Here is a 26,120-nt window from a genome sequence, read left to right as displayed (position 1 = left end):
TGTGCTATATTTTTAATTAATTATGGGTAATTATAGTGGCGCCAACAGCAGTGCTACCAGGCGTGCCATTAATGTAAATGGTATATATTTTACCGGCAGCAAGGGTTACATTAGTCAGCTTATCATTTGAGATAGTAAGCGCGGCATGATCTGAAGTTTTCGTAACGGAAAAGTTCACCGCACCTGCATCAACCGAAACAAACGGCCCAAGCGACCATGTATTTGCGCCCGTACCGGATAAAATAGAACCACCTGCCCTGCCATAAGCGGTATTGGTGAACAGGGCAGTTTGACCGGCTACACCAAAATCAACATTGGGTGTACCAGGCGCAAGGTTCACGAACCTTACTTTGGCTTTACCCGCTGCCGGCGCCGAAAGATCGTCATAGAAAAGGATAAGCGAATCGGCGGTGGCTTTGGTGTTTTTTACTGCAAAAACCGTGTGGTAGTAATTTGCAATCGGTCCGTTAGGTCCGCCCGAAGAGCTAAACGTAGCACTATTACCAAACTGGCGCGATGCTTTGTACGAGGTGTTGGTACCTTCGGTAAAGTTTATCTGCACGTCGCCAAATTGGGTATCCAGGTAATCGCTTTTTGTGTTAATGGCTAAGGCCGTTTTGGTTACCTGCGTGGTGTACACCCAAAACTGGATATTTGCACTTACGGGGCGGGCATTTACAAAACTTATATGTGCCGCTAAACCAGGCCTGTCGGCAGCGTTAATATTTAAATAGTCGGTTTTTTTGCAGGATGATGCAAATAGCAACACCGCGCCAAGTAATAACCAAGGTTTATTAAGTTTTGGCACAACCACCTTTTTTAGTGTTTGCCCGTATTTTTTATGATTTATAGTGTTCATGATATACTGATCTGTTATAAGTGAGCTGATAGTTTAATAAATGGCTGAATGCCCGCACTTCCGTTTTGGATGCCGACAACTGTAGGATTCCGTAAGCCTGCTATTGATGGATCGGTATAATCGCCCAATACGTTAAATACATTGTTTACACCAACAGTACCCTGTAGTTTTGGGGTAAACCTGTAACCTACAGAAATATCTGTCACGTAAATTGGTTTCAGGTTCTGGTAAAAATATACGGGATTAAGCGGATCGGCGGCGCTTAGTAACGATGCTGTTGTTACCTTACCAAAGTACACAGTACGTAGCAAAAAGGTAAATTTATCTACACTATATATACCTTGCAGGTTAACCTTTTGGGCAGGGATATTTGTAGTTACCCTTGCCTTTTCACCCGGACTTAAAATCACGTTGGTATATTTTTCCAGTCCTTTAGGTGTATTTACTTTGGTTACTTCGTTTTTTTCGAAGTTGCCGCCAAACAGGAAGTTGATGTTGCCCTTATTAAGTAATACTTTGTAGCTGCCGGTAAATTCTATCCCTTTAGTACGTGTGCTAAATTCATTGTAAAAAAAGTTGGCTTGCGCAGCACCGGTTTGCTGAAACAGGCTTTTCACGTCGGCAGGTAAATTGGCATCCGTAGCTGTAAAGTTACCCGTGTTACCCACCCTGTTACTGATATTAATGAGGTAAGCATCAACAGTCAGCTCCACGTTACTGCCCGGGGCCGATGTTAAACCCAAAGTATATCCCTTTGATTTTTCGGGCGATAACTTAGGGATACCCAATGCCCTTGCAGCTGCGCTTTGGTTTGATGCGGTTAGAATATCAACGCCCCTGCCCTGCTGAAACGTGGTTGATATAGAGGTGTAATATGACTGTGCCAGATCGGGTGCCCTAAAGCCTGTATTAGCTGATCCGCGGAGGTTTAACCAGGGGGCAAAACTATACCGGGTAGCTGCTTTCCAGGTAAATACGTTGCCGAAATCAGAAAAATATTCTGCGCGACCGGCACCGGATACCAGCCACTCTTTGGTTATATTCAGCTCTGCATCAATGTAACCGGCAGTTACGGAACGGTTTACATTAACCGCATTCTCGGGCCTGAAACCAAGGTGGATCTGCGAACCTGCCGAAAGTCCGTTCAAGGAGGTAACGCCTCCGTTTGACAGGTATGGAATACCGCCCGTAGTGGTATCTATATCAACAATAGTACGCTGATCTGCTTTAGAATACGATGCCTCTTCGCCGGCTTTGATTTGGAAGCCCTCAACCCGGTGCTGGGCACCAAAGGCAACGTTAAGCCCCTTTAAAACCTTTCCAAAATAGCGGTTGAAATCAAGGGCGGTAGTATTTTGGCTGGCATTGTAGCTGCCTGCATCAAAACTTGTCGGGCTTTTTAAACCTAAGCTTGCATTTAGTGAATTATCAACCCGGTTACCAAATATGTTTTTGCCAAACACGTTCGAGAAATCTACATTCCAGTCGCCTACTTTACCTCTTATACCTATAGCCAATGACTCATCAACTATGTTATTTTCCATGGCAGGTAAAAATCCATCGGGGTAAATAAAGTTATTGTTTCTTGAAGTCCAGCCGGGTAAGCGGTAAGTGGCCGTAAATTGCGAGTTACGGCTGCTGATACCACCAAAGGAATAAAGTTCGGCTGAGTTTTTTAGCGGTAATCCGGCGTTAAAAAACAGTAATGCGTCTTGTCCTGCATTTGAGCCGCTGGCACGCTGGTCAAAAAAGTGACGGTCGATACCACGGCTTTTCAGTATGGCATCATCAATTTCTTTGGTATAAATGGCATCGTACCCGCGGGTATTGGCACCGCCACCGTAAATAGGGCCATTGTACAAACCGGCATCAGCTTTACCAGATGGTAAGGCAACAGCCTGGGTAGCATATTCCGTTGTTACATTCACATAGCCGCCACTGTTGCCAAAACCTACACCATAGTTGGCGCTGGTACGGGTAACTGCACCGTCGCCACGCCTGCGGGTACTACCCGAGGTTGATACCGCAAGGTCATCTGTTTTTTTCTTTAGCACAATGTTGATTACCCCCGCAATAGCATCAGATCCATACTGCGCCGCCGCGCCATCGCGCAGGATCTCTATCCTGTCAATTGATCCTGTGGGGATGGAATTCAGATCGTAACCGGTAGAACCATTACCCAAGCCACCGTAATTTACGTTGGCACTTTTGTGCCTGCGTTTACCGTTTACCAATACCAAAACCTGGTCGGGACCTAAGCCGCGCAGCTGGGCCAGGCTTAAAGCCGAACCCGCATCGCCCGCATTACTGCCGTTAACCGAGTGGAACGATGGCGAAATATACTGCAGGATCTGCGTTACACTTACTTGTGGCGATGACTCAAGCAGTGGTTTGATATCAATTACATCGACTGCAACTGCCGAGTTAAGTTTGGTGCGGTTAGCGTTGCGTGAGCCTACTATCTGCACTTCGTTCAGGTTATTCCCGGCGGGTTTCAGGCTGATGCTAAATTGTTTTATTCCATCAATCTCTACCTCCTGGGTTTCATAGCCAATAAATGAGAATACCAGGTATTTACCATTCCTTATCACAATATCAAATGAACCGTCGGCTTTGGTAACCGCGCCCTGGTTTAGTCCTTTTACGGTTATGGATACACCGGGAATTGGTTTATTATCATCGGCGCCGGTAACTATACCGCTTACCGTTCGTTTTTGCGCTAATACATTTTGCCCGTATGCCAGGCCGAAAAATATAAGCAAGAGTACAATTTTCTTCATGTTGCAATAGTTTAAAACAAGCAAAGCGGTGGCTGTAGCAGTATTAATACTGCCATCAGGTACCATCGTTTGCTGTTTGGTTAATTAATTATTTAATAGGGGGATTATTTTAGTTTGATGCGAGCTTTTGCTTGAAACGATCATCAGTAAGGGCTTTTAAAAACTCCACAATATCGCCTATCTCACCGTCGTTTAAGTTTAGCGGCTTATCAAGCGACAGATCGCGGTTTATGCCATCCTTTACCACTGCCGATGGGTTATTGTAGTATTCAACCACACTTTTCAGCGTTTTAAATTTTCCGTTGTGCATATATGGCGCTGTAACAGCCACATTGCGCAGGCTTGGTATTTTAAATTCACCGTCTTCAGTTTTATTTTTGGTGATAGCGGAACGACCGGGATCATTCAGATCTTTACCGTTATATAAGCCAATACTTTTAAACCTGTCGGCGGTAAAATCCTCGCCCGAGTGGCAGTTGTTGCAATTAGCTTTACCTATAAACAGTAACCGCCCCCGCGCAGCGGCGGCTGATAGCGCATTATCATCGCCGTTGATATAGCGGTCATAAGGACTGTTTGATGTTTCCAGCGTGCGCTCAAATGAGGCTATGGCCTTCAACAAATTATCTTTGGTGGGTGTTGATTTAAATATTTTTTGAAATGCATCAGCGTAGTATTTATTTGCGTTTAATTTTTTTACGGCATCCTCAATAGGAAGCCCCATTTCTGTAGCCGATGTAATTGGCCCCAATGCCTGTTCCTCAAGCGATGAGGCGCGTCCGTCCCAAAACAAGTGCGGCCGGCCAGATAGATTAGTTAGTCCCGGTGAATTTCTTGATGTAAGATTGCCTTTTATACCTATGCTGAAGGTAGCGGTATCTGCAAATGCAAATTCCGGCTTATGGCATGATGAGCAGCTGATGGTGTTATCGACAGACAGTATGGGGTCAAAAAAAAGTTTCTCGCCCAATTGCTCTTTGGTTTGCACATCATCTTTTGTGCCCACAAAACTCATAAAACCTATCAGCGTGCTGATAGCTACAATAACCAAAAGTATATTTCCTTTTTTCATAACATTATGCATTTAGCTATACTTTACAGGTTAATGTGGGATCTTTGCCGGGGTGCCCAATACACCCCAGCTCATGATCCCTGGGAACCAACCATACAAAATTCTCAAATGCTTTTTTGGCAAAACAATGGCCGTCCGCCTAAACCGGCGGCCCTTGTTTGTTAAATAAAATTTTAATTGATGGAAGTAAAAGCCTTATTGCGCGTTAGCATTAAGGTTTACGTTAATATCAAAATCGTCGTAGATCACCTTATCGCCCAGGTTTTCAAAAAAGTTTTTTGAGCGGAATTTGATGTCATATTTTGTACGATCAACGGTGATCTTTGCATTGGCAACCAGCTTTTTGCCGGCAACAGTTACAGTGGCCGGGAAGCTTACATCATTGGTGATACCCTTAATGGTTAATTTGCCTTTCACATCATATTGGTTTCCGCTTGTTTTTGTGGCCGAGGTAATGGCAAAACTTGCTTTTGGAAATTTTTCGGTATTGAAAAACGTTTCGCTTTTAAGCGTGCTTACCAGTTTGTCGTTCGAGGCCTGGTCGGTAAGATCGGCATCGGTAATGGTGTTGAGGTCGATATCGAAACTGCCGCCTTTAAGCGCGCTGCCTTCAACTGAAAAATTACCGTTGCTCACTTTTACTTCGCCGTTATGATCGCCGGTTGCTTTTTTTGCCGCCCAGGTAAGTTTACTGCTTTCGTTATCAACCTTAAAGGTGGCAACTTTAAATTTCTTGTGGGTTTCTACCGTTTTAATGGTATTGGCTTTCCCTTTTGTAAGCTTAACGCTTTTTATAGCCGATGGTGTGAACGCTGTTAACGATACGAATGCTGTAAATAATACAGCGCCTGATAATTTTGTCATGGTGGGTTTACTGTTTAATTGATTTTTAATAAACCCGGCAAAGCTGTTACCCCCTGCCGGGATCGGTTTAGTTTAGTGATTTATTTTCCTTTTAGTATTTCGTTATTGGTATTGGCAGCATTTGCCTCGTTAGCTGGTGCAGGTTCGGCTATCAGTTCATCCAGTAGTTTGTTAAACTTCTTTTCATAATCTGCGTAGTATTTGCCTGTTACGGTGCCGGTATAGCCTGTATAAATTTCCCGCACATCGCCTTTCCTATCAATAATAATAGTGGTAGGGAACGCTACAAACTTGTTTAAGGCAGGTAGTTTTTGCGATACCAGTTTTTTATCGGCAAGGCCGCCAAATAAAATATCATACTGGATATTGTATTTTTCTTTCAGCTTGCCTAAAGTATACTGGGCGTATTTTAAACTGTCCTTTTGTTCAAAGCCAATAGCAATGGCTTCTACACCGCGGTTATGATTTTTATTGAACCAGGGTGAAAGAAACACGGTTTGATCTGTACAGTTAGGGCACCAGGTACCAACAATTTCAATGATGGTTACCTTGCCTTTATACTTACTATCGCTCAGGGAAACAGACTTGCCGGTAAGATCGGGGAACGTGAAATCAAGCTTTTTGTAGCCCTCTTTCAGGTAGGTCAACTTGTACGGATCAGGCAGTTCGGCCTTATCATCCTTAACGGCATCAAACTTGGTATTGTCATAAATACCCTGTCCAATTTCACCACTCAGCGTACCATCCGCATTGATCTTTCCTTTGTAGATCTTAGGGCTTGGACCGGTAAAACCAGAAAGCTCAAACTCATCGCCCTGTACGGTGCCTTCCAACTCGCGGCTATCGCCGGTTACCTGCATAATTACGCCGGTAAGCTTATTGCCTGTTTGCTTTAATACTGCAATTTTATTGGGCACCTGGTCTTTTGAATAAACTTTCAGTTCCCATTTACCGGTTAGGTTTGCGGCGGGGGCCACATCTTTTCCCGGTTCAACAAAACGGTAGCTTTTACCATACTCTGCAATAAAAGGCAATGAGTTTCCGCGGAAACCGGGTACCAGGCTGCGGTATTCGCCGCTTAGGGTTCCATCTTCTTCTACCTTGGCAACCAATGCAGCATCGTAGGTATTCATTTTTATAAATACCGAATCTTTACCTATTTGCTGTACGTGAAAATTGTCGCGGCGGCTGCCATTAAGCAAGGTAAATACAGCGTGTTGGGCGTCCTTACCTTTAAGCTCAAAATTAAATGGCACCTTGGTTTCGGCCACGGTGAATACACCGCGCCAAACGCCTTCTTTAATAAACTTTATCGGCGGATTTTTATCGGCAGCCAGCGCCGCTGCACCGCTAAACAACAAGCCTACAGACAGGCATTTGAATGAGGTAATTAAGTTGATGGTTTTCATTTTTGTAGTTTATAAGATCAGTTATTAGTTTCCCTGGTGTGTAGCTGGTTGGGCAATAGCGGCTGTTTCTGGAGCAGGCTCGGCTATAAGTTCATCCAATAATTTGTTAAATTTCTTTTCGTAATCTTCGTGGTATTTGCCGGTAACTGTACCTGTGTAGCCGGTATAAATTTCCCTTACATCGCCTTTTCTGTCGATAATGATAGTGGTAGGGAAAGCAATGAACTTATTAAGCGCAGGCAGCTTTTGCGATACCAGTTTTTTATCGGCCAGACCGCCAAAAGCGATATCGTAATTGATGGCATATTTTTCTTTAAGCTTACCAAGCGTGTATTTAGCATACTCCAGGCTATCCTTCTGCTCAAAACCCAGGGCAATGGCCTCAACGCCGCGCTGATGATTTTTGTTGAACCACGGCGAAAGAAACACGGTTTGATCTGTACAGTTAGGGCACCAGGTACCAATGATCTCTACTATAACTACTTTGCCTTTATATTTATCGTCACTTAAAGAAACCTGTTTACCGTCGATACCAGGGAAAGAAAAATCAAGCTTTTTGTAGCCATCTTTCAGGAAGGTAAGTTTATACGGATCGGGCAATTCTACGCGCTCATTTTTGGCGGCATCAAACTTCAGGTTTTTGTAGATCCCGAAACCTTCTTCGCCGCTGATAGAACCATCGGCATTAATTTTTCCCTTTATAATAAACGGACTTGGCCCGGTGAAACCGCTTAATGCAAACTGATCGCCCTGTACCGTTCCTTCCAGTTCGCGGGTATCGCCAACTACGGTCATTACCACGCCTGTAAGTTTGTTGCCGTTTTGTTTTAGTATAGCTATAGAGGCCGGTACCGCATCTTTACTATAGGTTTTAATTTCCCATTTACCGCTTAAATTAGCAGTTGGGGCCACATTTTTGTCGGGCTCAACAAAGCGGTAGGTTTTGCCATATTCGGCTGTGAAGGGTAATGAATTACCACGAAAACCCGGCACCAGGCTGCGGTATTCACCAGTTATAGTATTATCATCGTTAATTTTGGCAACCAGCGCTGCATCATAGGTATTCATTTTTACATAAACCGAATCTTTACCGATAAGCTTAACATGGAAATTATCGCGGCGACTGCCGTTTATAAGGGTAAATACAGCGTGCTCCGCATCTTTACCTTTAAGTTCGAAATTAAATGGTACTTCCGATTCGCTTACGGTGAATACACCGCGCCATCTGCCTTCTTTTATAAACTTAGGTTTTGGGCCTTCATGGGCCGATAAAACACTAACACCACTGAGCAGCAAGCCGGCAGAAAGCAACTTTGCCTTGGTTAAGTAATTTGAAATTTTCATTTTAGTATAAGTTTTAGTTATTGTTAATTGATTTGATGAGAAAATTTGGGCATGAACTATCCAATAAGGCTTAATGAGCCTTTGAAAAATCAGTTATAAAATTTTCGGAATACCGGCGCTAAAACCAGAAAGCACATTGTGCCATACAACAACATCGGTTGATGGTTGCGGATAGCGCCTGCGGCTGTTGATGATGTAATGAATTCATGACTGTTAGTTAATTTATATTTCAAAAGCCTTATTGCCTTTGAAAAAAGTTTAGCACTTATTCCAGATCACTGAAAAGTTGCTATAAGATCATCGAGCTTCCTCTCCCTTATTCTTTATAAATCAACTAATTAATGGTGGGGTTAATTAGAATGGTGTAAAGATAGTAATAAATTTGATATATACAATTATATCTATAGATTTAGTAGTATATTTTTAATTAAAGATGCTTTTGATTATTTCTTATCTTGTAAACCGATAAACATCCTGGACTGTACAGCACACGCCTGTTTTACCACCATAGCAAAGCAACGCACTTAGTACAGCCAGGATGTATATCTTAGTTAAGATTTATTAATACCTGAATTGTAGCAGCGTTTTTAACAATGACAATAACAACAGAAAAGGGTGCCACCATTCTGTTTGCGGGCTATAGTGAATAGATCTGATTTCGGATTCATAAGGTGTTCGCTTTTAAAAACGGTTCAATTGGTGGCTATTGAACTGTATAAAGGTTTTGTTATATAGTATATTACTTTACTGGAATTTTAAATTCAACTTCTTCTGGCGGTAAACATTGCTTGCTGTCGCAAACAAGATAATTAACGGTGCCATTAACAGTTGCAGCTGCCGAGTTTAATTTTACTTTTTGCTGAAATATAACCGATTGCTCAAAATATCCAACGTTGGCTTTAATTGCCGGTTCAAACTTGGTTTGTGGCTTTGGCTCAGTTGTATTGCCTATCAGTGTATAGTTATTATCTTTATTAAACGTTAAGGATGTTTTCAGCTGACTGTCATCGGCTGCATGCTGTGAATATATATGCCAGCCTTTTTCAATGGTAGCCTTCACAAATACAATGGCCTGATCCTTGCCAACTTTTTTAGCGGCGTATGACCATTTTACAGGAGCATGTATTTGCGAAAACGCCGCAGTACTTAATACAATTGATAATGCGGTAAGTATAATTTTTTTCATTGTGAGTGACTTCGGTTTGTAATGTTAATTAAAACTTATCTGAATTTGATAAGGAGGATAAATCTTTTTTTCTCCCCTATCCGGATAAGCAGTAAAGAACTTGTATGATGCAAATATATATTATATTCTATAATTCCTATGGATTTAATAGTATTTTATTTTCTATTTAATGATTCTTCATAATTAATAAACAAATCTCGCTGATTATGAGCATCGTACACTCCACCCTGAATGATGCTTTGCCCTGTAATAGCCGGGGTATTTCCATGCCCTAACGGCCATGAACCTGCAGTATTGGTAATTCCGAAACCGGCATATGAGGCGGCTTTAATGGCAAAATCGGTACAGTTGTTTTTTGAAAGCTGATATTCAAGACCATCGTAATCCTTGGTGAGTTTTAGGATCCTGTTAAACTTTCTTGCGGATATAAACTTCCCTACTACCTCATCCCATTCGTGCGCGTTATCATTTTTAAAGGTACCTGTACAGGTAGGATCCCAGGGCGTTGCAGAAAACAGGTTATCCTTTTTAGGATAAAAGCCAAAAGAAATTGAAACCGAACTTGAATCGGAATTATATTTAATCAACGTTATAAAAGTATGCCCGGTGTTGGCCCAAACAAAAACCTTGGGTTTACCCGGAACCGGCTGCTTTACATGAAAAAGCAAAGCATAAGCCACTGCCTTTTTTCCATCATTAAAAGTATTAACAATACGCTGATAGGTTATGGCTTTACTCTTTTTGGCTTTTTTATTAGGAGGGGTAGGGTCGTTAACAAAAACAGAATCATCCGTAGTGTTGATGGATAAATAGCCAGGGTTAACAGTCACATCCCGTTCGGCGGTATCTGCGGGTATAGTATTCTTTGAATCGGCCGGTTGGTTATTACTGTTGGCCATGGTTTTAAAAAAGCATTTCATAGCTAACGGATACAGGCGCAGGCGGGCAAAAACATTGGCAAGGCGGTAGTATATTTTAACCTTTGCCTCATTATAATTAACCTGGGAATTATTAGCCGAAATTTCTTTTAAATACCCCATGAGCCGTGTCCGACCAACCTTGGTATCCAATTGTGCTTCCATACTTTCTTCGCGGGAAGCCTCGTCCTTACTCATATGATTTGAGGCTGGCAGGCTATTCTCGGCAAAGTCAGCATCGTTGTAGTAACTGCTGGCACGGGCCGATGTATCTGATACAGGTAACTTATAACGCACGGCTGCCGATAGCTGCGCAGTTGCCGGTAAACTATATAAAACGTAACTTATAATTATAAGCGCCTTTATGGAAAGCGCCGTACGGGGGGCAATCATAAAACAGGTAAATTAAATTGAAAATGGAATTTATTACAAAATACTACTGCGGTATGGTTAACAGCAACAACAATGGTATATGGGATGAAAATGAAGAACTACGTTTTTCATACGGTACAAACGTAATAAGATTTTAAATAGTCTACAAATTTAGTAGTATTTATTTTTTAACTTGCGCCATTATGCGTTTTTTATCCAATCCATTAGCTATTATAAAATGAAAGAGTATGCCTTAATAACAGGCGCCAGTAAAGGGATTGGTAGGTCGGTGGCGTTGCAGCTGGCGCAAAAAGGCTATAATTTATTATTGGTGGCCCGTACCGAAAGCGAACTACAGTCCTTATCCACCTTACTAAAAGCCGAACATGCTGTAAACGTTGAATACCTGCCGGTCGATCTTTCAAAAGCAGGTGCCGCCGGCGATGTGGCCGGCTGGGTAAAAAAGCTGAATGTACCATTGACCATATTGGTAAACAACGCCGGCTATGGCCTTTGGGGCAATTTTGATGCGCTTGATGCAACACAACAAATGGATATGGTAAAGGTTAATATAAACGCCGTAGTTGAACTTTCTCATTATCTTTTGCCCGTTTTAAAATTGCAGCAGCAGGCATATATACTAAATGTATCCAGCACGGCGGCTTACCAGGCTGTACCTACGCTGGCAATTTATGCGGCCACAAAAGCATTTGTGTTATCATTTAGTAGGGCTTTACGGTTTGAATTAAAGGATTCCACGATATCGGTAAGCTGCCTTTGCCCCGGTCCTACTGATACCGGCTTTGCACACGCCGCCGGGATGGATGCCCTGGCAGAGCTGGCCGCCAAATTTAACATGGCCGCCAATGATGTTGCCGCCATTGGTCTGCGTGGTATGTTTAAAAAGAAGGCAGAAATTGTACCGGGCTTTTTAAACAAACTTTCGGCAGTTGCTGCAATACATAGCCCCAAAGCTTTTATTGAGCGTATTACGGCCGGACTTTACAAGCACTAAAAATATTTTCACAAAAATTTGTTTGATTGCAAAGTTTACATACATTTGTAATATCTACTAAAAAGATAGATTTAATATACATTGAATAATCAACGCCACATATCATTTGCACTTACCATGCGAATGCCCTTTTGCCAAAGGGTCATGTGCAGCTGTTGTTGTTAATTTCTCCGGGAGCTAACCCACTTTTCCAAAACCGTTTATAAACGGTTACCATTTTTTCAACCTTTTATTCCACCAAGTTAATCAGTACATTTTTATGGCAACCTCATATCAAAAATTCACCTTAGGCGAAACAATTACTCCCGAACAACAGCACTTTTTTAACCAGCATGGTTTTATACACTTTACCAATTTTATTAAGCCCGAAACCGTGGCAGATATCATTGAAGCATCTGAACAGGTTCAGGAAAACTGGATTACAAACAAGGTTGAAAAGGTAAATGGCGTACCCGTAAAATACGGTAAGGATTTGAATGGCTCGCCTATCGTGCAGCGCTTTGCGTTCATTAACCAGCATCACCCCACGCTTAATGAATTTACGAATGATCCCAGGTTCAACACTTTACTTAACCTGATAGGTGATGGCGCACGTTTGGGCACCGATGAAAAGGACGGAATGGTATTTAACCACTACGTAAACGGCCCCGAAAGCAGTTTCACCAAAATGGGCTGGCACACGGATGGCCTGCGCGATATCTTCCACGGATCGAGGTTAAACCCAATGCTTAATGTTGGCATTCACCTGAGCACTTTAAAGTCAGAAAATGGCGGCCTGCGGATCTTGCCCGGCACACATCAGCAAAACCTTTACCAAATGCTTTTCCGCAAAAAATATTTTCTTGATCACGATACAGATGAAAACGAGGTTGCCATTACTCCTACAGCCGGTGACCTTACCATACATGATGGTCGCCTATGGCACCGTGTGGCACAATCAACGGTAATTGGTGAGGAAAGCCGTCGTCGCGTTATCTATATACCCATTATAGCGGGTAAGTACGAGCCTAAAACAGCCGATAGCCCGACCGCTTTTTATCAACGCTTTGCAGGCATCGTTAAATAAGATATCATGTTAATAGCTCTATTTATCGGTTACCTTGCACGCACTGGAAAACTAAATACTCTCAAAGCTTTCTTTAGAGATAAAGTTATGGCTAAAGTATACATTCGTAATACTATTGCCTAAGCGTTAACCTGTTAAAATCCCGCAATCTCCTGTCAGTAAAATATTCCGATTTTAAATAATCAGGATTAGCCCTGCATTATTTTCGATAAAATCGATTAGTATATAAAATCTATAGTTTTAATATACTATACTTGTAAAACCATTGTCAAAATTTAAAATCAAACATAATTTAAGCATAAACCAACTACTACTAAAATGCCCGATCAAAAACCAAAACAAACCGCCCTTGGCGACGTAGCCGCCCGGCAGCTGGCGGTAGCAACCCGCACCGTTCCGCAATTATCAACCATTACGCCCCGCTGGTTAACCCATTTACTGAACTGGATTCCGGTTGAGTCTGGCGTGTACAGGTTAAACAAAGTGGTGGATGCAAACAATGTTGAAGTTGACTGCTCAAACCGCGATGAACGCGAGCTGCCATCAACCTTTGTTGATTACGAAGAAAACCCGCGCGAGTACAATTTAAGCGCCGTAAACACGGTTCTTGATGTGCATACCCGCGTATCAGACCTATACAGCAAGCCTTACAACCAGATCAGCGAGCAACTGCGCCTTACTATTGAAATTGTTAAGGAAAGACAGGAAAGCGAACTTATCAATAATACCGAATATGGTTTACTGAGCAGCATAGCCCCATCGCAAAAAATCAAAACAAGGCTTGGCCCCCCTACCCCGGATGATTTGGACGAACTGATAACCAAAGTTTGGAAAGAGCCGGGATTTTTCCTGCTGCACCCGCTGGCTATAGCAGCCTTTGGCAGGGAGTGTACCCGCCGTGGTGTACCACCGCCAACAGTATCACTTTTTGGTTCGCAGTTTATAACCTGGCGTGGTATCCCGCTAATTCCGTCTGACAAATTACCTATCGTAAACAATAAATCTAAGATCATTTTAATACGCACGGGCGAAAGCCGCCAGGGTGTGGTTGGTTTATACCAACCAGGACTTCCCGGCGAGCAGTCACCTGGTTTATCGGTGCGCTTTATGGGCATCAACAACAAAGCCATTGCATCGTACTTAGTGTCGCTGTATTGCTCACTGGCTGTTTTGGTTGATGACGCTATTGCTGTTTTAGAAGATGTTGATTTAGGTAATTACCATGAGTACAAATATTAATAACGATAACTTGCCCAGCCCGCAAGAGCTTGAAGCACTGGCAAACCAGCTGTTTAAAGCCGGGCCGGGTGGCTTTTTAAGTGAACTGCCTTCACAAAAAGGTGCAGATATATTTTCGATAGCGCCGGATATTAGTTTGTTTAATACGAGTGCGCCGGTCAATGCCCCTGCTCAACAGGCACCGCCGAGCACAATTGGCGGCGGCGGTATATCACCATCTGCGGTAAACCAGGGTAATGCTGTAAACTTGCAGGATCCGCAAACGAGTTTTGCCGATCCTAATTTGAGTAGCCAGTCGCCCTCATTATCCCCGGCAACGGGATATAGTCAGCCTGCTTTTGGTGGTCAGTTGCCAGTGCAGCTAAATGGCGATTATGAATCTTATCTGAAGAAAACAGACCTTATTCCTGATGTTTTGCTCAGGCAAAACTTTGGGGTTGAGCAGTTATCTGCTGCTCCGCAAGATCTGTTTCATCTGCCTTATCAGCAGGATCAGCATTTCGATACCGAGCTTAAAAAAGTGCTGGAGCAGATCAGCACGTCGGCACCTGGATCGTCAGGCATTTTCAATGGTGCGCCCACAACTACAGCGGTACCGTTTTATTTTTTAAACGATACCCATGGTTTACCCGCCGTAAAAGCCGATAAGGCCCAACCATCCAAAGCTGGGATAAGCGGTATCATAACCCCGCCATTCGATGTAAATATTATAAGGCGTGATTTCCCGATATTACAGGAGCAGGTAAACGGAAAACAACTGGTATGGCTGGATAATGCTGCTACAACTCAAAAGCCTAAACAGGTTATCGATCGTATCAGTTATTTTTACAAGCACGAAAACTCCAACATCCATCGCGCAGCGCATGAGTTGGCGGCGCGTGCTACCGATGCTTATGAAGGGGCCCGTAAAAAAGTACAACAATTTTTAAATGCCGGCTCCATTAACGAAATTATTTTTGTGAGGGGCGCAACCGAAGCCATTAACCTGGTGGCTAAAAGCTGGGGCGATCAAAACCTAAACGCAGGCGATGAAATTATTGTGAGCCATCTGGAGCACCATGCCAACATCGTTCCGTGGCAGCAACTGGCGGCTAAAAAAAGCCTGAAAATAAAGGTTATCCCGGTAGATGATGACGGACAGGTACTTATTGACGAGTATGTAAAACTGCTTGGCCCAAGAACCAAACTGGTTTCATTTACCCAGGTATCAAACGCATTGGGTACTGTTACCCCGGCCGCGCAAATTGTACAGCTGGCCCATTTGGCCGGTGCAAAAGTGCTGGTTGATGGTGCACAATCGGTATCGCATATGCCGGTTGACGTACGGGCCCTGGATGCTGACTGGTTCGTATTCTCGGGTCATAAAGTATTCGGACCAACTGGTATCGGTGTTTTATATGGCAAGGAATATCTCCTTAATGAAACCCAGCCCTGGCAGGGAGGTGGTAATATGATCAAAGATGTAACCTTTGAACACACCCAATACCATGATGCCCCAGGCAGATTTGAGGCCGGTACCGGTAATATTGCCGATGCCGTAGGCCTTGGCGCGGCTATTGACTACGTAACCAGGTTGGGCATGCCGCTTATTGCACAATATGAGCATTACCTGTTGGTATATGCAACCCAACTTTTAAAGGAGGTTAAAGGTATACGCCTTATAGGCACAGCGCCGGAAAAGGCAAGTGTACTATCATTCGTACTTGATGGTTACAAAACCGAGGATGTTGGCGCGGCATTAAACCAACAAGGTATTGCTGTACGTTCCGGGCATCATTGTGCCCAGCCTATTTTACGGCGGTTTGGGGTAGAGAGTACCGTGAGGCCTTCGCTGGCATTTTATAATACCTGCGCCGAGATCGACTTACTGGTAAATACGCTTCATAGCCTTAAAAGATAAGCCTTTACATGAAAGATGATAAATTCGACAGCTTTATAGAGCTGCTCTATCAAACTCATAGGGCCGAGTGGGAAGCTACACCGTCTATCCGCGATTGCGTGGGTTGGCTGTCTGATTTATTTGAATTTTTGTTTCCGAACAACCGCTCCAATAAATTATCTATCTATGGCGGGCACCTGAAAAAAAATCAGATCGACCTGGAGAATATTTTATTGAGCTACCTGGATTCGCGCGATATCGACATTCAAAAAGCTGTTAACCTGTTTTACGATTCGCTGGACGAAATTTATCAAAATCTGCGGCTTGATGCGTCCCTGATATACGATAAAGACCCGGCCGCGACAAGTGTGCATGAGGTTATCGTATCGTACCCCGGTTTTTATGCCATAGCGGTTTATCGCATAGCAAATAAGCTAACGCAAGCCGCTATACCCATATTGCCACGCATTCTGAGCGAACACGCCCACGGAAAAACTGGGGTTGATATTCACCCCAAAGCTACCATTGGCGTACCGTTTTGTATAGATCACGGAACCGGGATTGTAATTGGGGCCACCACCATTATAGGCAAATATGTTACTATTTATCAAGGTGTTACATTGGGTGCATCCCAGGTGAGCAAGGAGCTTTCCGAAACCAAACGACATCCAACAGTAGAGGACAATGTGATTATTTATGCCCGCAGCACCATATTAGGCGGGCGAACACTAATTGGCCACCACAGCATAATTGGCGGCAGTGTGTTTTTAACAAAAAGCGTTCAACCCTATTCGCATGTTTTTAATACCCACCAATTAAGGATCGAAGTAAAAGAGGGAGTTCAATAACATTTAAATTATCATGGTTTCTAAACTCAGCTCGGCAGAAATTGTACATTTCTTAATTATTCTTTTAATCATCCTGGTACCGGCCCGCCTGCTTGGCGAACTATGCCGCCGGTATAAGCTACCTGCTATTATTGGCGAAATTTTCGCGGGTATTATTGTTGGCCCCACCTTGTTGGGACTTGTTTTTCCAGATCTGTTTAAAGGCATCTTTCTATCAACCCCGCATGCTTTTGAAGCGTTTGACGGTATAGCCAATATTGGCATTATATTGTTGATGTTCATAGCCGGATTTGAGGTTGATTTAAAACAGATCCGCGAGAATGGTAAACAGGCTATCAGCATTAGCCTTACGGGCATCATTTTCCCTTTTGCTATTGGTTTTGCCACCGTGTGGTTCCTGTTTCAAAGTCATTTTGCAAATGGCTTTAATAACCAGTTGGTTACTTCGCTGTTCTTTGGTACTGCCTTGTCTATTACGGCACTCTCGGTAATCACCAAAATATTGCTCGATCTGGATATTTTAAATACACGGATAGGCAATATTGTGCTCACAGCCGCCATGGTTGATGATTTTTTGGGTTGGATCTTATTTTCCGTCATCATCCAGCTCATGAACGTAGGCAAGGAAGAAGCGTCATTTTGGTCGGTAACAATAGTTGTGCTTTACGCCATTTTTATGCTCACCGGCGGGCGTTGGTTAATTCATAAATTATTGGCTTTTGCCGGTAAAAGTCATAAACAAGGCAGGGTGATAACCATGGCTGTTTGCCTTTGCCTTATAAGCGCCTGTGTTACCGAAAGTCTTGGCGTTCGGGGTGTGTTTGGTGCTTTTTTGGTGGGTATTGGTATTAACGATTCGGAATATTTCACGGAAAAGCACAAACACGTTTTGCATCAGTTTACCATTAACGTACTGGCCCCATTGTTTTTTGCTTCGGTTGGATTAAGGCTTAATTTCATCGCAAACTTTAATCTGGAGGTGGTAGCAATTATACTGTTTATTGCCTGTATTGCAAAGCTATTAGGTGCAGGTATTGGCAGCGCTATGAGCGGCATGAATAAGAACGAATCCATCGCAGTAGCCTTCGGGATGAACGCAAGGGGTTCGCAGGAAATTGTTTTAGGTTTGCTTGCCCTGCAGGCAAAGATCATTAGCGAACCCGTGTTTGAAGGATTGGTGGTGATGACCGTAGTAACCATGATCATCTCGGGGCCTATTATGAAATACTACTTTTTAAAGGAGCAAACAAATAACGTTTATATCCCTCCTGATAACGTAAAAGTGCTGCAATAACGCAGTCCCGTAAAATTTTAAAACCCTGATTTTAAGCAGATAGATAAATAAGCAGCCGAAGGGTTTCTATGAAACGGTCGGAAATTATATATTTGCAGGCACAAAGCCAATCTGATGATTGGCTTTTGCTTTTTACAAATACCAACGCGAAAGTAGCTCAGTTGGTAGAGCACGACCTTGCCAAGGTCGGGGTCGCGAGTTCGAATCTCGTCTTTCGCTCCAAACCTTCCTGTTAACCCGGGAAGGTTTTTTTTGATTTCTTTTATCGAGATATGGATATTTTATATATTTTTAAAGTATCTTTTTTACAACCTATATGTTTAATCTATTAATTGCAGCAGTTCTTTTGCTTTTTATTGCTCATGTAGTTCTCCTCATCGCTTCGTTTACCGGGACCAAATTTGCCACTTCACGTTATTTTTATTCGCATTTAACTTTATGGCTTACGGGTGGGGTTATATTTATAGCGGCCCTGCTTTACAGCGGTACAAATCAATCTGGCTTTCTTGATTATTTTAGTACACCGTTAAGAAAAGGAATGATTTTGGTGGTGACTTTCGCGGTTTCATTGGTTGCCCATAGCATCATAACATTTGGCGTGCTGCCGCTGATAAGGAAAAGTAAAAGCTTTTAAATCACCAGTACTATTACCTATCTCCCTGATAATATCCATAAATAGCCCGCGATATACTATCTTTGCACTATGCATAAGGCGCTGGTAAAGCTTCTTTTAATTCTTTTCCTGTTTACGGCTATTGATCCGGGAGCTTATGCTACTGTGCCCGAAAATACCGGCAACAAGCAGCAGGTAAGCGTTACATCATATGCACATGACCTGTCGAAGATAAAGATCGGGCACCAGCGTACGGTAGTTGAAATGCCCGACTACGGCTTTGCAAAACCGCTATGGGTTGCAGACCTTGCCGGCTGGCAGCTTAATTTTGCTACCCACTGCCATAACTTATTCCTGCAAACCCGTACTGGCACGTTTTACCGTGTGCTTCATTTCCGAAAACTGCTTTTCCCCGCGCATTTCTTCAGGTAAATAGATTTCTGTACCGAATTATTACAGGCGCAACAGCGCAATTTATTTACCATTAATTTTTACAACATGAACGATGCTGCAGAGAACGGCCTTATTATTGGCGTTCTGCTTACTATTATATTTATACCTGTTTACGTGGCTGTGCGTAATGCCCGCCTTCAAAAAAAGAAAAGGATCAACGATGAGTTAACTAACGTTCAGGCAACTCACCAACTGTTTTTTTCAGTTACCGATCACCTGGATTCTTTTGCGCTGGCTTTGGATCAGGATAAAAAGATGATTGCACAAATTCCGTTTAACCCGACCGAAGCCGTACTTATCAACCTGAAAGAGATCAGTAACTGCTGGCTGCAGGAAAAAAAACAGGGCAAGGCCGTGCAATTGCTGCAACTACAACTTCGCAATAAAGACGGACATACTGTTAATCAGATCGTTTTTTATAAACAGTATGTAGATAATGAGCAAAACCTGAAACAAACCCAAAAAATAGCCGCCCAATGGGAAACCCTCATTAAAAGGCTTATTTAATAACATTTGCAGTTAATCCCTTTCCATACCAGGAAAGGGATTTAACAAACCCGCCCGTCAGGATTATTTAAGATACTGCACGTGATTTCGGAACGCTTATCGGCATAATATTATATTTGCTGCAAAACCACTAATTGCCCAACGTATGAAAATGGCAGCAATTCCATCATTATACAAAACGGCAAAGCTTTGGTTGAAAGAAAGCATCTAATATGTTCCATATTGCCATTTGGGTTATATCTTTTTTAGCTATTGCCGGTGTCATTATTCGCCCGTTTAAAGTAACCGAAGCTATTTATGCGGTAACGGGTGCCGTGGTGTTACTTATATTCAAACTTATTTCGCCTGCCGACGCCCTAACCGGGATCACCAACGGGCTGGATGTTTATCTGTTTTTAACCGGGATGATGCTGCTTGCCGAAACAGCACGCGAAGAAAAACTTTTCGACTGGCTGGCGGCACATGCCACAAAAATGGCAAAAGGCTCGGCCAACAGGCTATTTCTGCTCATTTATTTGGTTGGTGTTGTGGTAACTACTTTTTTATCAAATGATGCCACAGCCGTTGTACTTACACCCGCAGTAGCCGCGGCTGTAAAAGCAGCCAAGGTTGAAAAGCCACTCCCTTATTTACTCATCTGCGCGTTTATTGCTAATGCGGCTTCATTTGTTTTGCCAATTTCAAACCCGGCAAACCTGGTTATATATGGCAGCCACATGCCGCCACTATTAAAATGGCTTCCGCAATATATCCTGCCATCTATAGCTGCAATTGTGGTTACATATGTATTGCTCCGCTTTACGCAGCGCAGGGCACTCAACCAAAAAATTGAAAGTGATATTGCCATTCCCAAACTATCACAGGGCGGAAAAACAGCCATTATCGGCATTTTAATAACGGCTGTTATCCTGTTGGTATCGTCGGGGTTAGACATTCAATTGGGGTTGCCAACGGCCATTACGGGTGTGCTAACATCGGCCATTGTTATTTTGCGGGCCAAAAAAAATCCATGGATAGTTGTAAAGGGAGTTTCATGGTCGGTACTGCCGCTTGTTGCAGGATTATTTATCATTGTAGCCGCATTGCAAAAAACCGGATTAATTGAAACGCTTACCGTCATACTGCACAATAGCGCGGCAACATCTACCAGTGCAACAGTTTGGGGCAGCGGATTAATCGTAGCGTTCGCCTGCAACCTGTTGAATAACCTGCCAGCGGGATTAATTGCCGGAAACGTGATACAGGCAGGCCATATAAACGAAACTATAAAAAGCGCAGTGCTGATAGGTGTAGATCTGGGGCCAAATTTATCTGTCACGGGTTCGCTGGCAACCATTTTATGGCTGGTGGCTTTACGACGCGAAAATCAAACTATAAGTACCTGGACGTTTTTAAAACTCGGCTCACTGATCATGACAGTGGCGCTGCTATTGGCCATAGCTGCTCTTTTTATTTAACTGTTTAAATAGGAATCGCTCCTAAAAAGCGGTTATAGATAAAAATACACCACCGCTCATAAATTTATTGGCCAGTTTGGGAACATCGTAAACCTTATTTCCTACAAACTTTGTGTTTGTGGTTGTGTAGGATGAGCCATCTTCATAATAGTACGTGTCCGACCCATTATCCTGCAAATAGCCGTACTTCCAGGTACCACCACCTACCCGGTACTCAAGGCCGATGTAAAAACCCGGCGTTATAGCTACACGTTTTTTCTTTCCGATATTAATACCCAGGTGGCTCAGGTAGTTTTTACTGTATAAACCTATAAATGTGGCGTTATAATTCAACTGCATATCCTTGCCCAACTCATCTGGCGATAGCTCATAATTTACTGGTGCAAGCGTTTTACTAACAACACTTTGCCCTCCAACTTCAAAATTAAGAAACGACACCAGGGGACTTTGATCAGCTGTCAGTTTCCGCCCTGCATAAAAACTGTAGGTAACAAAATCGCCTGAGCCGGCTGCAACGCGTATACCCGCGTTAAACTTTTTATAAACCACTCCAATATCAGCATTGCCGCTCACGTTGTTATTATATTTTTTATTGTAGTTAAGCTGTGTCCACCTGTCAAAGGCACTATTATCAACCACCGGGATACCGGCGCCTAATGAAAAGGTGAAATAAGTATCCCTGGGATTCTGATCAAATTGGGCATAGGAGCTTTTAGCCGTAACGAAGAATAAAAGCAGGAGTAAGATTTTTTTCATGACAGGTTTTTAAGATTTGATACAAAACCAGCCTATTGGTTTAATCAGCATCAATATATATTATATACTTGCTAACGGCGAATAATAAATGACAGATAAACAACAAGGCCAATGAAATATCAGCGCCGAAATTCGGTTTATCTATAACCTTACTATCATAAAATTAATAGTTTTACCGTATGAAAAAATCTATCCTGCTATTTGTATTTACACTGGCTTGTTCAGTGGGGTTTGCTCAAAATTTAAAAACAATGAAATGGTACAGTAAACCGGTTAAGTCGGCCGTTGAAGGTCAATCATTAAAAATGACCGTAGACCCCGGTACGGATTACTGGCGGATAACGCATTACGGTTTTATCAGGGACAATGGCCCTTTCTATTTTACAGAACAAACCAGCGACTTTGAGGCCAGTGTAAAAATCACGGGCGCTTACAAAGAGTTGTTTCACCAGGCCGGCCTGATGATAAGGATCGATAACAAAAACTGGATAAAAACCGGGATTGAATATGTAGACGGCGTTCAAAACGTAAGCGCTGTTGTTACCCGCGAAGTATCTGATTGGTCGGTAGTACCACGACATGACAGCCCTAAATCAGTGTGGCTAAAACTAAAACGCCAAAGAGATTTTGTAGAGATAAAATACTCGTTCGATGGTATAAAATTTGACATGCTGCGCCTGGCCTATTTCCCGCCAAAGGTGAAAGCCATGATAGGCATGGTTGCCGCCGCACCCGGCAAACAACATTTTGATGTTACTTTTGAAGACTTTAAAGTGCAACCTATTAAATAACTACATTCAATATATAACAAAGCCTCGCCGTATAATTACAGCGAGGCTTTATTGTTTTACAACTAAGCTACTTTTTGATATTTCTTCCGTAATAAACATCGGCCGGGATGTGGTTTCCAGCATAAACCCGGGCCAGGATGCTGTACATGGCAGGGTCGTAAGTTTTAATATCCTCGGCCGATTGCACTTTTACCGTACCATCGTTAAATTCAAAGTTGGAGAAAAACCACCATTGCGTACTTTCGGCCCAATATTCGGCAACGGTATTAATGGCGTACTCGCCTTTATACATACCTTTTTCCTTGGCGGCTTTGTAGGCTGCTTCAATCTCCTGCAATAAAGCAGGATCTGCTGCGCTCATGGCACTCATAATATTGTGACTAAACTCGTGCACCAGGATATTTTCGCCGTAATATTTTGTGCCGGGATAGCCGAGGATATTTTCTTCGGCGCATGATGTAATGTTACCGCCCATGCCCCGAGCCCGGTTATTCCAGTATTGTTTATCGGTCATGGAGGCGATGCCACCGGGTTTGTCGTACTTCTCGCGTTCGCCGGGGGTAAGCCTCCTATCGTCGCGTGTTGGCTTTTTCCAGTCGCTGCGTTCTGGCAGATCTGTTTCCATTTCGGTTTGTGCCATAATTAACAAGCGCGACCTTCGCCTCACTAATTCCTTCCGTATATCCGGCCGGTTAAGCAGCATATAATTGATCACATCCCGCGCAACAAGTAATGCAGTATTGGGCACTTTTTCTGACGATACAACAGGGATACCATAAGCATCAGCATATTTTTTATAAAAAGGATTGAGCCCCAATGCTGCAGGCGGAGCCGTTATCATCAGCGAATCGAAATTGGTGATCAGCGCACCGGCCGGAGAACCTTGCTGGGCAAAGGCAATTTTGTTGGTAAAAAGCATCCCTGTAGCAATGAGAACGGCACATACGAGTTTACCGGTTTGATATTTTATGAGCATAGGTGGCGATTATTAGTGATAACTAAAATTACCCAACAGCATGCAATAATCACACATAAAACTTGGCCAATGCTTTGCAAATTTTAGCCAATAAGCCATTGGCAGGTTTACGCGAAAAGCGGGAAGTATTGTTTACTTAAATGGTTCAAACCTTTCGAGGTCATTCAGAGTTGATGAAGGAAATGAGACTTAGAGCATGTTAATTAAACAATCTTGTTGTTAACAGCGTATGAAAGTGCTTCTACGATATTATTTACACCTAAACGCTCAAAAATGCGTCTTCTGTAATACTTAACCGTATCAGAGGCAACAAATATTTTTTCTGCAATTTGGTCAATTGTTAATCCTTGTGCATGCAGCCGCAATATCTCTACCTCTCTTTTCGTGAGTTTAGGTTTCTCATATTTACGCCAAACATTATTTTCTATACTTAGTTCCCAGGTTTCGTCTGTGCCTTGTTTATGAATACAAATGTTACCTGCCTTTTTATGATGCGAAATAGAAACGATGCAGATCGCTTTCCACATTTTTTTATCGTTTGTCAAAAATAACGGAGTAAGCTTGTGATTGATGAGAACATGCTTGCCATCCTTATTAACCAAGTGAAAGTCATAAGTTATGCTATACATTTTTTTCTCATTCCCGGGCAATTTTTCAAAGAAATCAAATCCTGCCTCATTAATCAGATTCAACAATTCCAAATCGTTTTCGGGAACATTCTTAAAATAGAACCCATATCCCATATTCAACACTTCCTCAGGTGAATGCCCACATAAGAATAAAGGATTTTCCGAAACATACTCAAAATTCATCTTTTCATAATCAATCACATATAAGCTTTCGTAGGTTAGCCTGGCAAAAGACTTTACGACTTCCAGATAATCTTGTTGTTGATTATAATCTTCTTTTGATATTTTCCCGAGCCTATTCTTGGTAAGCAGGCTTGAATTAACACTATTTGTCATTTGCCGAATAACTTAAGGCCAAATTTACACTAAAGTGTAGTCTTTGAGAATGTTTTTGTGCCCACTTTTGTACGAAAACAACTTTTGTATTATGAAAAAACAATCCGAATTAAGTTTAGCGGAATTGACTAAGAGAGAAACAACATTAAAGAGTGTCTTGATAGCATTAATTATATTGGGTGTCCTCGTTGCTTTCGTCTTATACTTTCTTAAAGCCAAATTTGTTTTATTTATTCCGGCATTGGTGCTGCCAATCACCTGGCTACCCATCTTCATTTCATTAAAATCGGTAAATGATGAATTAAGATCGCGAAGTTCAGAAAGGCCTGCAGATCTCTAACCTTTATACTTAGTAATATGACTAATTGCAAAAACTGCAGTAATATGGTCAACGGCAACTTTTGTTGTAATTGTGGCCTACCCGTGCAAATTAAAAGGGTTGACTGGCATTATGTCCTACACGAAATTCAGCATGTTTTACATTTCGATAAAGGAATCTTATATACCGTAAAAGAGTTGTTGATCAGGCCCGGACAAAACATCAACGTGTTTATTGCCGATAACCGTAGCAGGCTAATTAAACCAATTCTATTTATCATTATCACTTCATTCACCTATACAATAATCGATCATTTTTTTCATATCGAACAAGGGTACCTTGATTATAGAGAGACGAAAAAAACTACCCTAAGCATAATCTTCAACTGGGTTCAAAACCATTATGGTTATGCCAATATAATCATGGGCACTTTTATTGCCTTTTGGCTAAAACTTTTTTTTAATAGGTACAGCTACAATTTTTTTGAAATATTAATTCTATTGTGTTTTGTGATGGGAATGGGCATGTTGATTTTTTCTGTTTTTGCAATTATTCAAGGGATAACTCATTTTAACTTGATGAGTGTTGCGGGCATAATTGGATTTGGTTATTGCACATGGGCTATAGGGCAGTTTTTTGACAAGAAAAAAACTGTAAACTTTATCAAAGCATCTGCTTCTTATATCTTAGGAATGATAACATTTATGGTAACTGCAATTCTTTTGGGAACGTCAATTGACTTGATAATAAAACATTGAAAAATATGGAAAGGAACAAGACACCCTCATTTACTTTGAGCATTATAGCAATCATTTTAGGTGTAACATTATTTAAGCAATTTGATTTTGAAAATTTAAAATTTGAGAAACCATGGCTAGCAATTGTTTACATAATTGTTTTTGTAACCTCAATTTATTTTCTAATCAAGAACTTTAAAAATAAATAACAACAATCAACATCAGTTTGGCGATGAATAGCATAGAAGTGGCTTCCTGCGTGATCTGAGAAATTTATGTAAGTGACTGACAACTAAGTTTAAATCGCCCCCTTGTACACACATCACTATTATCACACAACTATCATGAATAAGCAGCTGTAAAACATTTTACGTATCTCTTGGTTTAAAATTTGGTTTCGTT

23 protein-coding genes, 1 tRNA gene and 1 riboswitch are annotated in these 26,120 nt (G+C 42.2%); of the genes, 13 read left to right on the top strand and 11 right to left on the bottom strand.

The features are described 5' to 3' along the window. Window positions 1-16: 16 nt before the first annotated feature. The 8 genes from BLS59_RS06635 to BLS59_RS06600 form a co-directional block, all read right to left on the bottom strand. Window positions 17-859, bottom strand: coding sequence for a DUF4397 domain-containing protein (locus tag BLS59_RS06635; RefSeq protein ID WP_091146514.1), 843 nt, complete (start codon window positions 857-859; stop codon window positions 17-19). A 14-nt stretch (window positions 860-873) separates the two neighbouring features. Further along, window positions 874-3,639: a TonB-dependent receptor gene (locus tag BLS59_RS06630; protein WP_091147419.1), complete on the bottom strand. Its 2,766-nt coding sequence runs from the start codon at window positions 3,637-3,639 to the stop codon at window positions 874-876. Between the two features lie 109 nt (window positions 3,640-3,748). Continuing rightward, window positions 3,749-4,711, bottom strand: a complete 963-nt coding sequence (locus BLS59_RS06625; RefSeq protein ID WP_091147415.1) for a cytochrome-c peroxidase — start codon at window positions 4,709-4,711, stop codon at window positions 3,749-3,751. Window positions 4,712-4,906: 195 nt separating this feature from the next. After that, window positions 4,907-5,575 (bottom strand): YceI family protein, encoded by a 669-nt coding sequence (locus BLS59_RS06620; RefSeq protein ID WP_091146510.1) that lies wholly within the window; start codon window positions 5,573-5,575, stop codon window positions 4,907-4,909. 80 nt (window positions 5,576-5,655) lie between these two features. Continuing rightward, window positions 5,656-6,984 carry a peroxiredoxin family protein gene (locus BLS59_RS06615; RefSeq protein ID WP_091146506.1) on the bottom strand — a complete coding sequence of 443 codons (1,329 nt, stop codon included), beginning with the start codon at window positions 6,982-6,984 and terminating at the stop codon, window positions 5,656-5,658. A 24-nt stretch (window positions 6,985-7,008) separates the two neighbouring features. Next, the gene (locus tag BLS59_RS06610) at window positions 7,009-8,328 is read right to left on the bottom strand and encodes a peroxiredoxin family protein (RefSeq protein WP_091146502.1); all 1,320 of its coding nucleotides are present in this window, start codon (window positions 8,326-8,328) and stop codon (window positions 7,009-7,011) included. A gap of 219 nt (window positions 8,329-8,547) precedes the next feature. After that, a riboswitch (SAM riboswitch) is annotated at window positions 8,548-8,660 on the bottom strand. Between the two features lie 407 nt (window positions 8,661-9,067). Beyond that, the gene (locus tag BLS59_RS06605; protein ID WP_091146498.1) at window positions 9,068-9,514 is read right to left on the bottom strand and encodes a protein-disulfide reductase DsbD domain-containing protein; all 447 of its coding nucleotides are present in this window, start codon (window positions 9,512-9,514) and stop codon (window positions 9,068-9,070) included. 155 nt (window positions 9,515-9,669) lie between these two features. After that, on the bottom strand, window positions 9,670-10,824 hold the full coding sequence (locus BLS59_RS06600) for a hypothetical protein (RefSeq protein WP_091146495.1): 1,155 nt from the start codon (window positions 10,822-10,824) through the stop codon (window positions 9,670-9,672). Window positions 10,825-11,041: 217 nt separating this feature from the next. Here BLS59_RS06600 and BLS59_RS06595 point away from each other — a divergent pair, with 217 nt between their 5' ends. The 11 genes from BLS59_RS06595 (at window position 11,042) to BLS59_RS06545 (ending at window position 21,174) form a co-directional block, all read left to right on the top strand. Next, a complete protein-coding gene (locus BLS59_RS06595) occupies window positions 11,042-11,818 on the top strand; it encodes an SDR family NAD(P)-dependent oxidoreductase (protein ID WP_091146491.1) in 777 nt (258 codons plus the stop codon). A gap of 259 nt (window positions 11,819-12,077) precedes the next feature. Further along, window positions 12,078-12,884, top strand: coding sequence for a phytanoyl-CoA dioxygenase family protein (locus BLS59_RS06590; RefSeq protein WP_091146488.1), 807 nt, complete (start codon window positions 12,078-12,080; stop codon window positions 12,882-12,884). Between the two features lie 318 nt (window positions 12,885-13,202). Next, on the top strand, window positions 13,203-14,123 hold the full coding sequence (locus BLS59_RS06585; RefSeq protein ID WP_091146485.1) for a family 2A encapsulin nanocompartment shell protein: 921 nt from the start codon (window positions 13,203-13,205) through the stop codon (window positions 14,121-14,123). Further along, window positions 14,107-16,023, top strand: coding sequence for a family 2A encapsulin nanocompartment cargo protein cysteine desulfurase (locus tag BLS59_RS06580; protein ID WP_091146481.1), 1,917 nt, complete (start codon window positions 14,107-14,109; stop codon window positions 16,021-16,023). Before BLS59_RS06585 ends, BLS59_RS06580 begins: the two co-directional genes overlap by 17 nt. 8 nt (window positions 16,024-16,031) lie before the next feature. Continuing rightward, window positions 16,032-16,850, top strand: coding sequence for a serine O-acetyltransferase (locus BLS59_RS06575; RefSeq protein WP_091146477.1), 819 nt, complete (start codon window positions 16,032-16,034; stop codon window positions 16,848-16,850). A gap of 13 nt (window positions 16,851-16,863) precedes the next feature. Beyond that, window positions 16,864-18,144 (top strand): cation:proton antiporter, encoded by a 1,281-nt coding sequence (locus tag BLS59_RS06570; protein ID WP_091146474.1) that lies wholly within the window; start codon window positions 16,864-16,866, stop codon window positions 18,142-18,144. 146 nt (window positions 18,145-18,290) lie between these two features. After that, a tRNA-Gly gene (locus tag BLS59_RS06565) sits at window positions 18,291-18,366 on the top strand. 94 nt (window positions 18,367-18,460) lie between these two features. Next, window positions 18,461-18,778 carry a hypothetical protein gene (locus BLS59_RS06560; RefSeq protein WP_091146470.1) on the top strand — a complete coding sequence of 106 codons (318 nt, stop codon included), beginning with the start codon at window positions 18,461-18,463 and terminating at the stop codon, window positions 18,776-18,778. 69 nt (window positions 18,779-18,847) lie between these two features. Then, complete coding sequence (locus tag BLS59_RS06555) at window positions 18,848-19,189, top strand: hypothetical protein (protein WP_091146467.1); 342 nt, start codon at window positions 18,848-18,850, stop codon at window positions 19,187-19,189. 66 nt (window positions 19,190-19,255) lie between these two features. Continuing rightward, window positions 19,256-19,717 (top strand): hypothetical protein, encoded by a 462-nt coding sequence (locus BLS59_RS06550; RefSeq protein WP_091146463.1) that lies wholly within the window; start codon window positions 19,256-19,258, stop codon window positions 19,715-19,717. 212 nt (window positions 19,718-19,929) lie between these two features. Continuing rightward, the gene (locus tag BLS59_RS06545; protein WP_091146460.1) at window positions 19,930-21,174 is read left to right on the top strand and encodes an arsenic transporter; all 1,245 of its coding nucleotides are present in this window, start codon (window positions 19,930-19,932) and stop codon (window positions 21,172-21,174) included. A gap of 21 nt (window positions 21,175-21,195) precedes the next feature. Here BLS59_RS06545 and BLS59_RS06540 read toward each other — a convergent pair whose 3' ends face one another. Then, the gene (locus BLS59_RS06540; protein WP_091146456.1) at window positions 21,196-21,930 is read right to left on the bottom strand and encodes a hypothetical protein; all 735 of its coding nucleotides are present in this window, start codon (window positions 21,928-21,930) and stop codon (window positions 21,196-21,198) included. A 251-nt stretch (window positions 21,931-22,181) separates the two neighbouring features. On the opposite strand from BLS59_RS06540, the gene BLS59_RS06535 reads away from it, so the two are divergent. After that, window positions 22,182-22,721, top strand: a complete 540-nt coding sequence (locus BLS59_RS06535) for a DUF1349 domain-containing protein (RefSeq protein ID WP_091147410.1) — start codon at window positions 22,182-22,184, stop codon at window positions 22,719-22,721. Window positions 22,722-22,788: 67 nt separating this feature from the next. On the opposite strand, the gene BLS59_RS06530 is transcribed toward BLS59_RS06535, so the two are convergent. After that, window positions 22,789-23,697: a glycoside hydrolase gene (locus BLS59_RS06530; RefSeq protein ID WP_091146452.1), complete on the bottom strand. Its 909-nt coding sequence runs from the start codon at window positions 23,695-23,697 to the stop codon at window positions 22,789-22,791. Window positions 23,698-23,900: 203 nt separating this feature from the next. Next, on the bottom strand, window positions 23,901-24,662 hold the full coding sequence (locus tag BLS59_RS06525) for a response regulator transcription factor (protein WP_091146448.1): 762 nt from the start codon (window positions 24,660-24,662) through the stop codon (window positions 23,901-23,903). Window positions 24,663-25,046: 384 nt separating this feature from the next. Between BLS59_RS06525 and BLS59_RS06515 the strand changes: the two genes are divergently transcribed. Then, window positions 25,047-25,739 carry a DUF3667 domain-containing protein gene (locus BLS59_RS06515; RefSeq protein WP_240315162.1) on the top strand — a complete coding sequence of 231 codons (693 nt, stop codon included), beginning with the start codon at window positions 25,047-25,049 and terminating at the stop codon, window positions 25,737-25,739. Window positions 25,740-26,120: the final 381 nt, after the last annotated feature.

It is taken from the genome of Mucilaginibacter pineti, from assembly GCF_900101875.1.
Classification (GTDB): domain Bacteria; phylum Bacteroidota; class Bacteroidia; order Sphingobacteriales; family Sphingobacteriaceae; genus Mucilaginibacter; species Mucilaginibacter pineti.
This window is presented reverse-complemented; position numbering and strand designations above follow the sequence as displayed.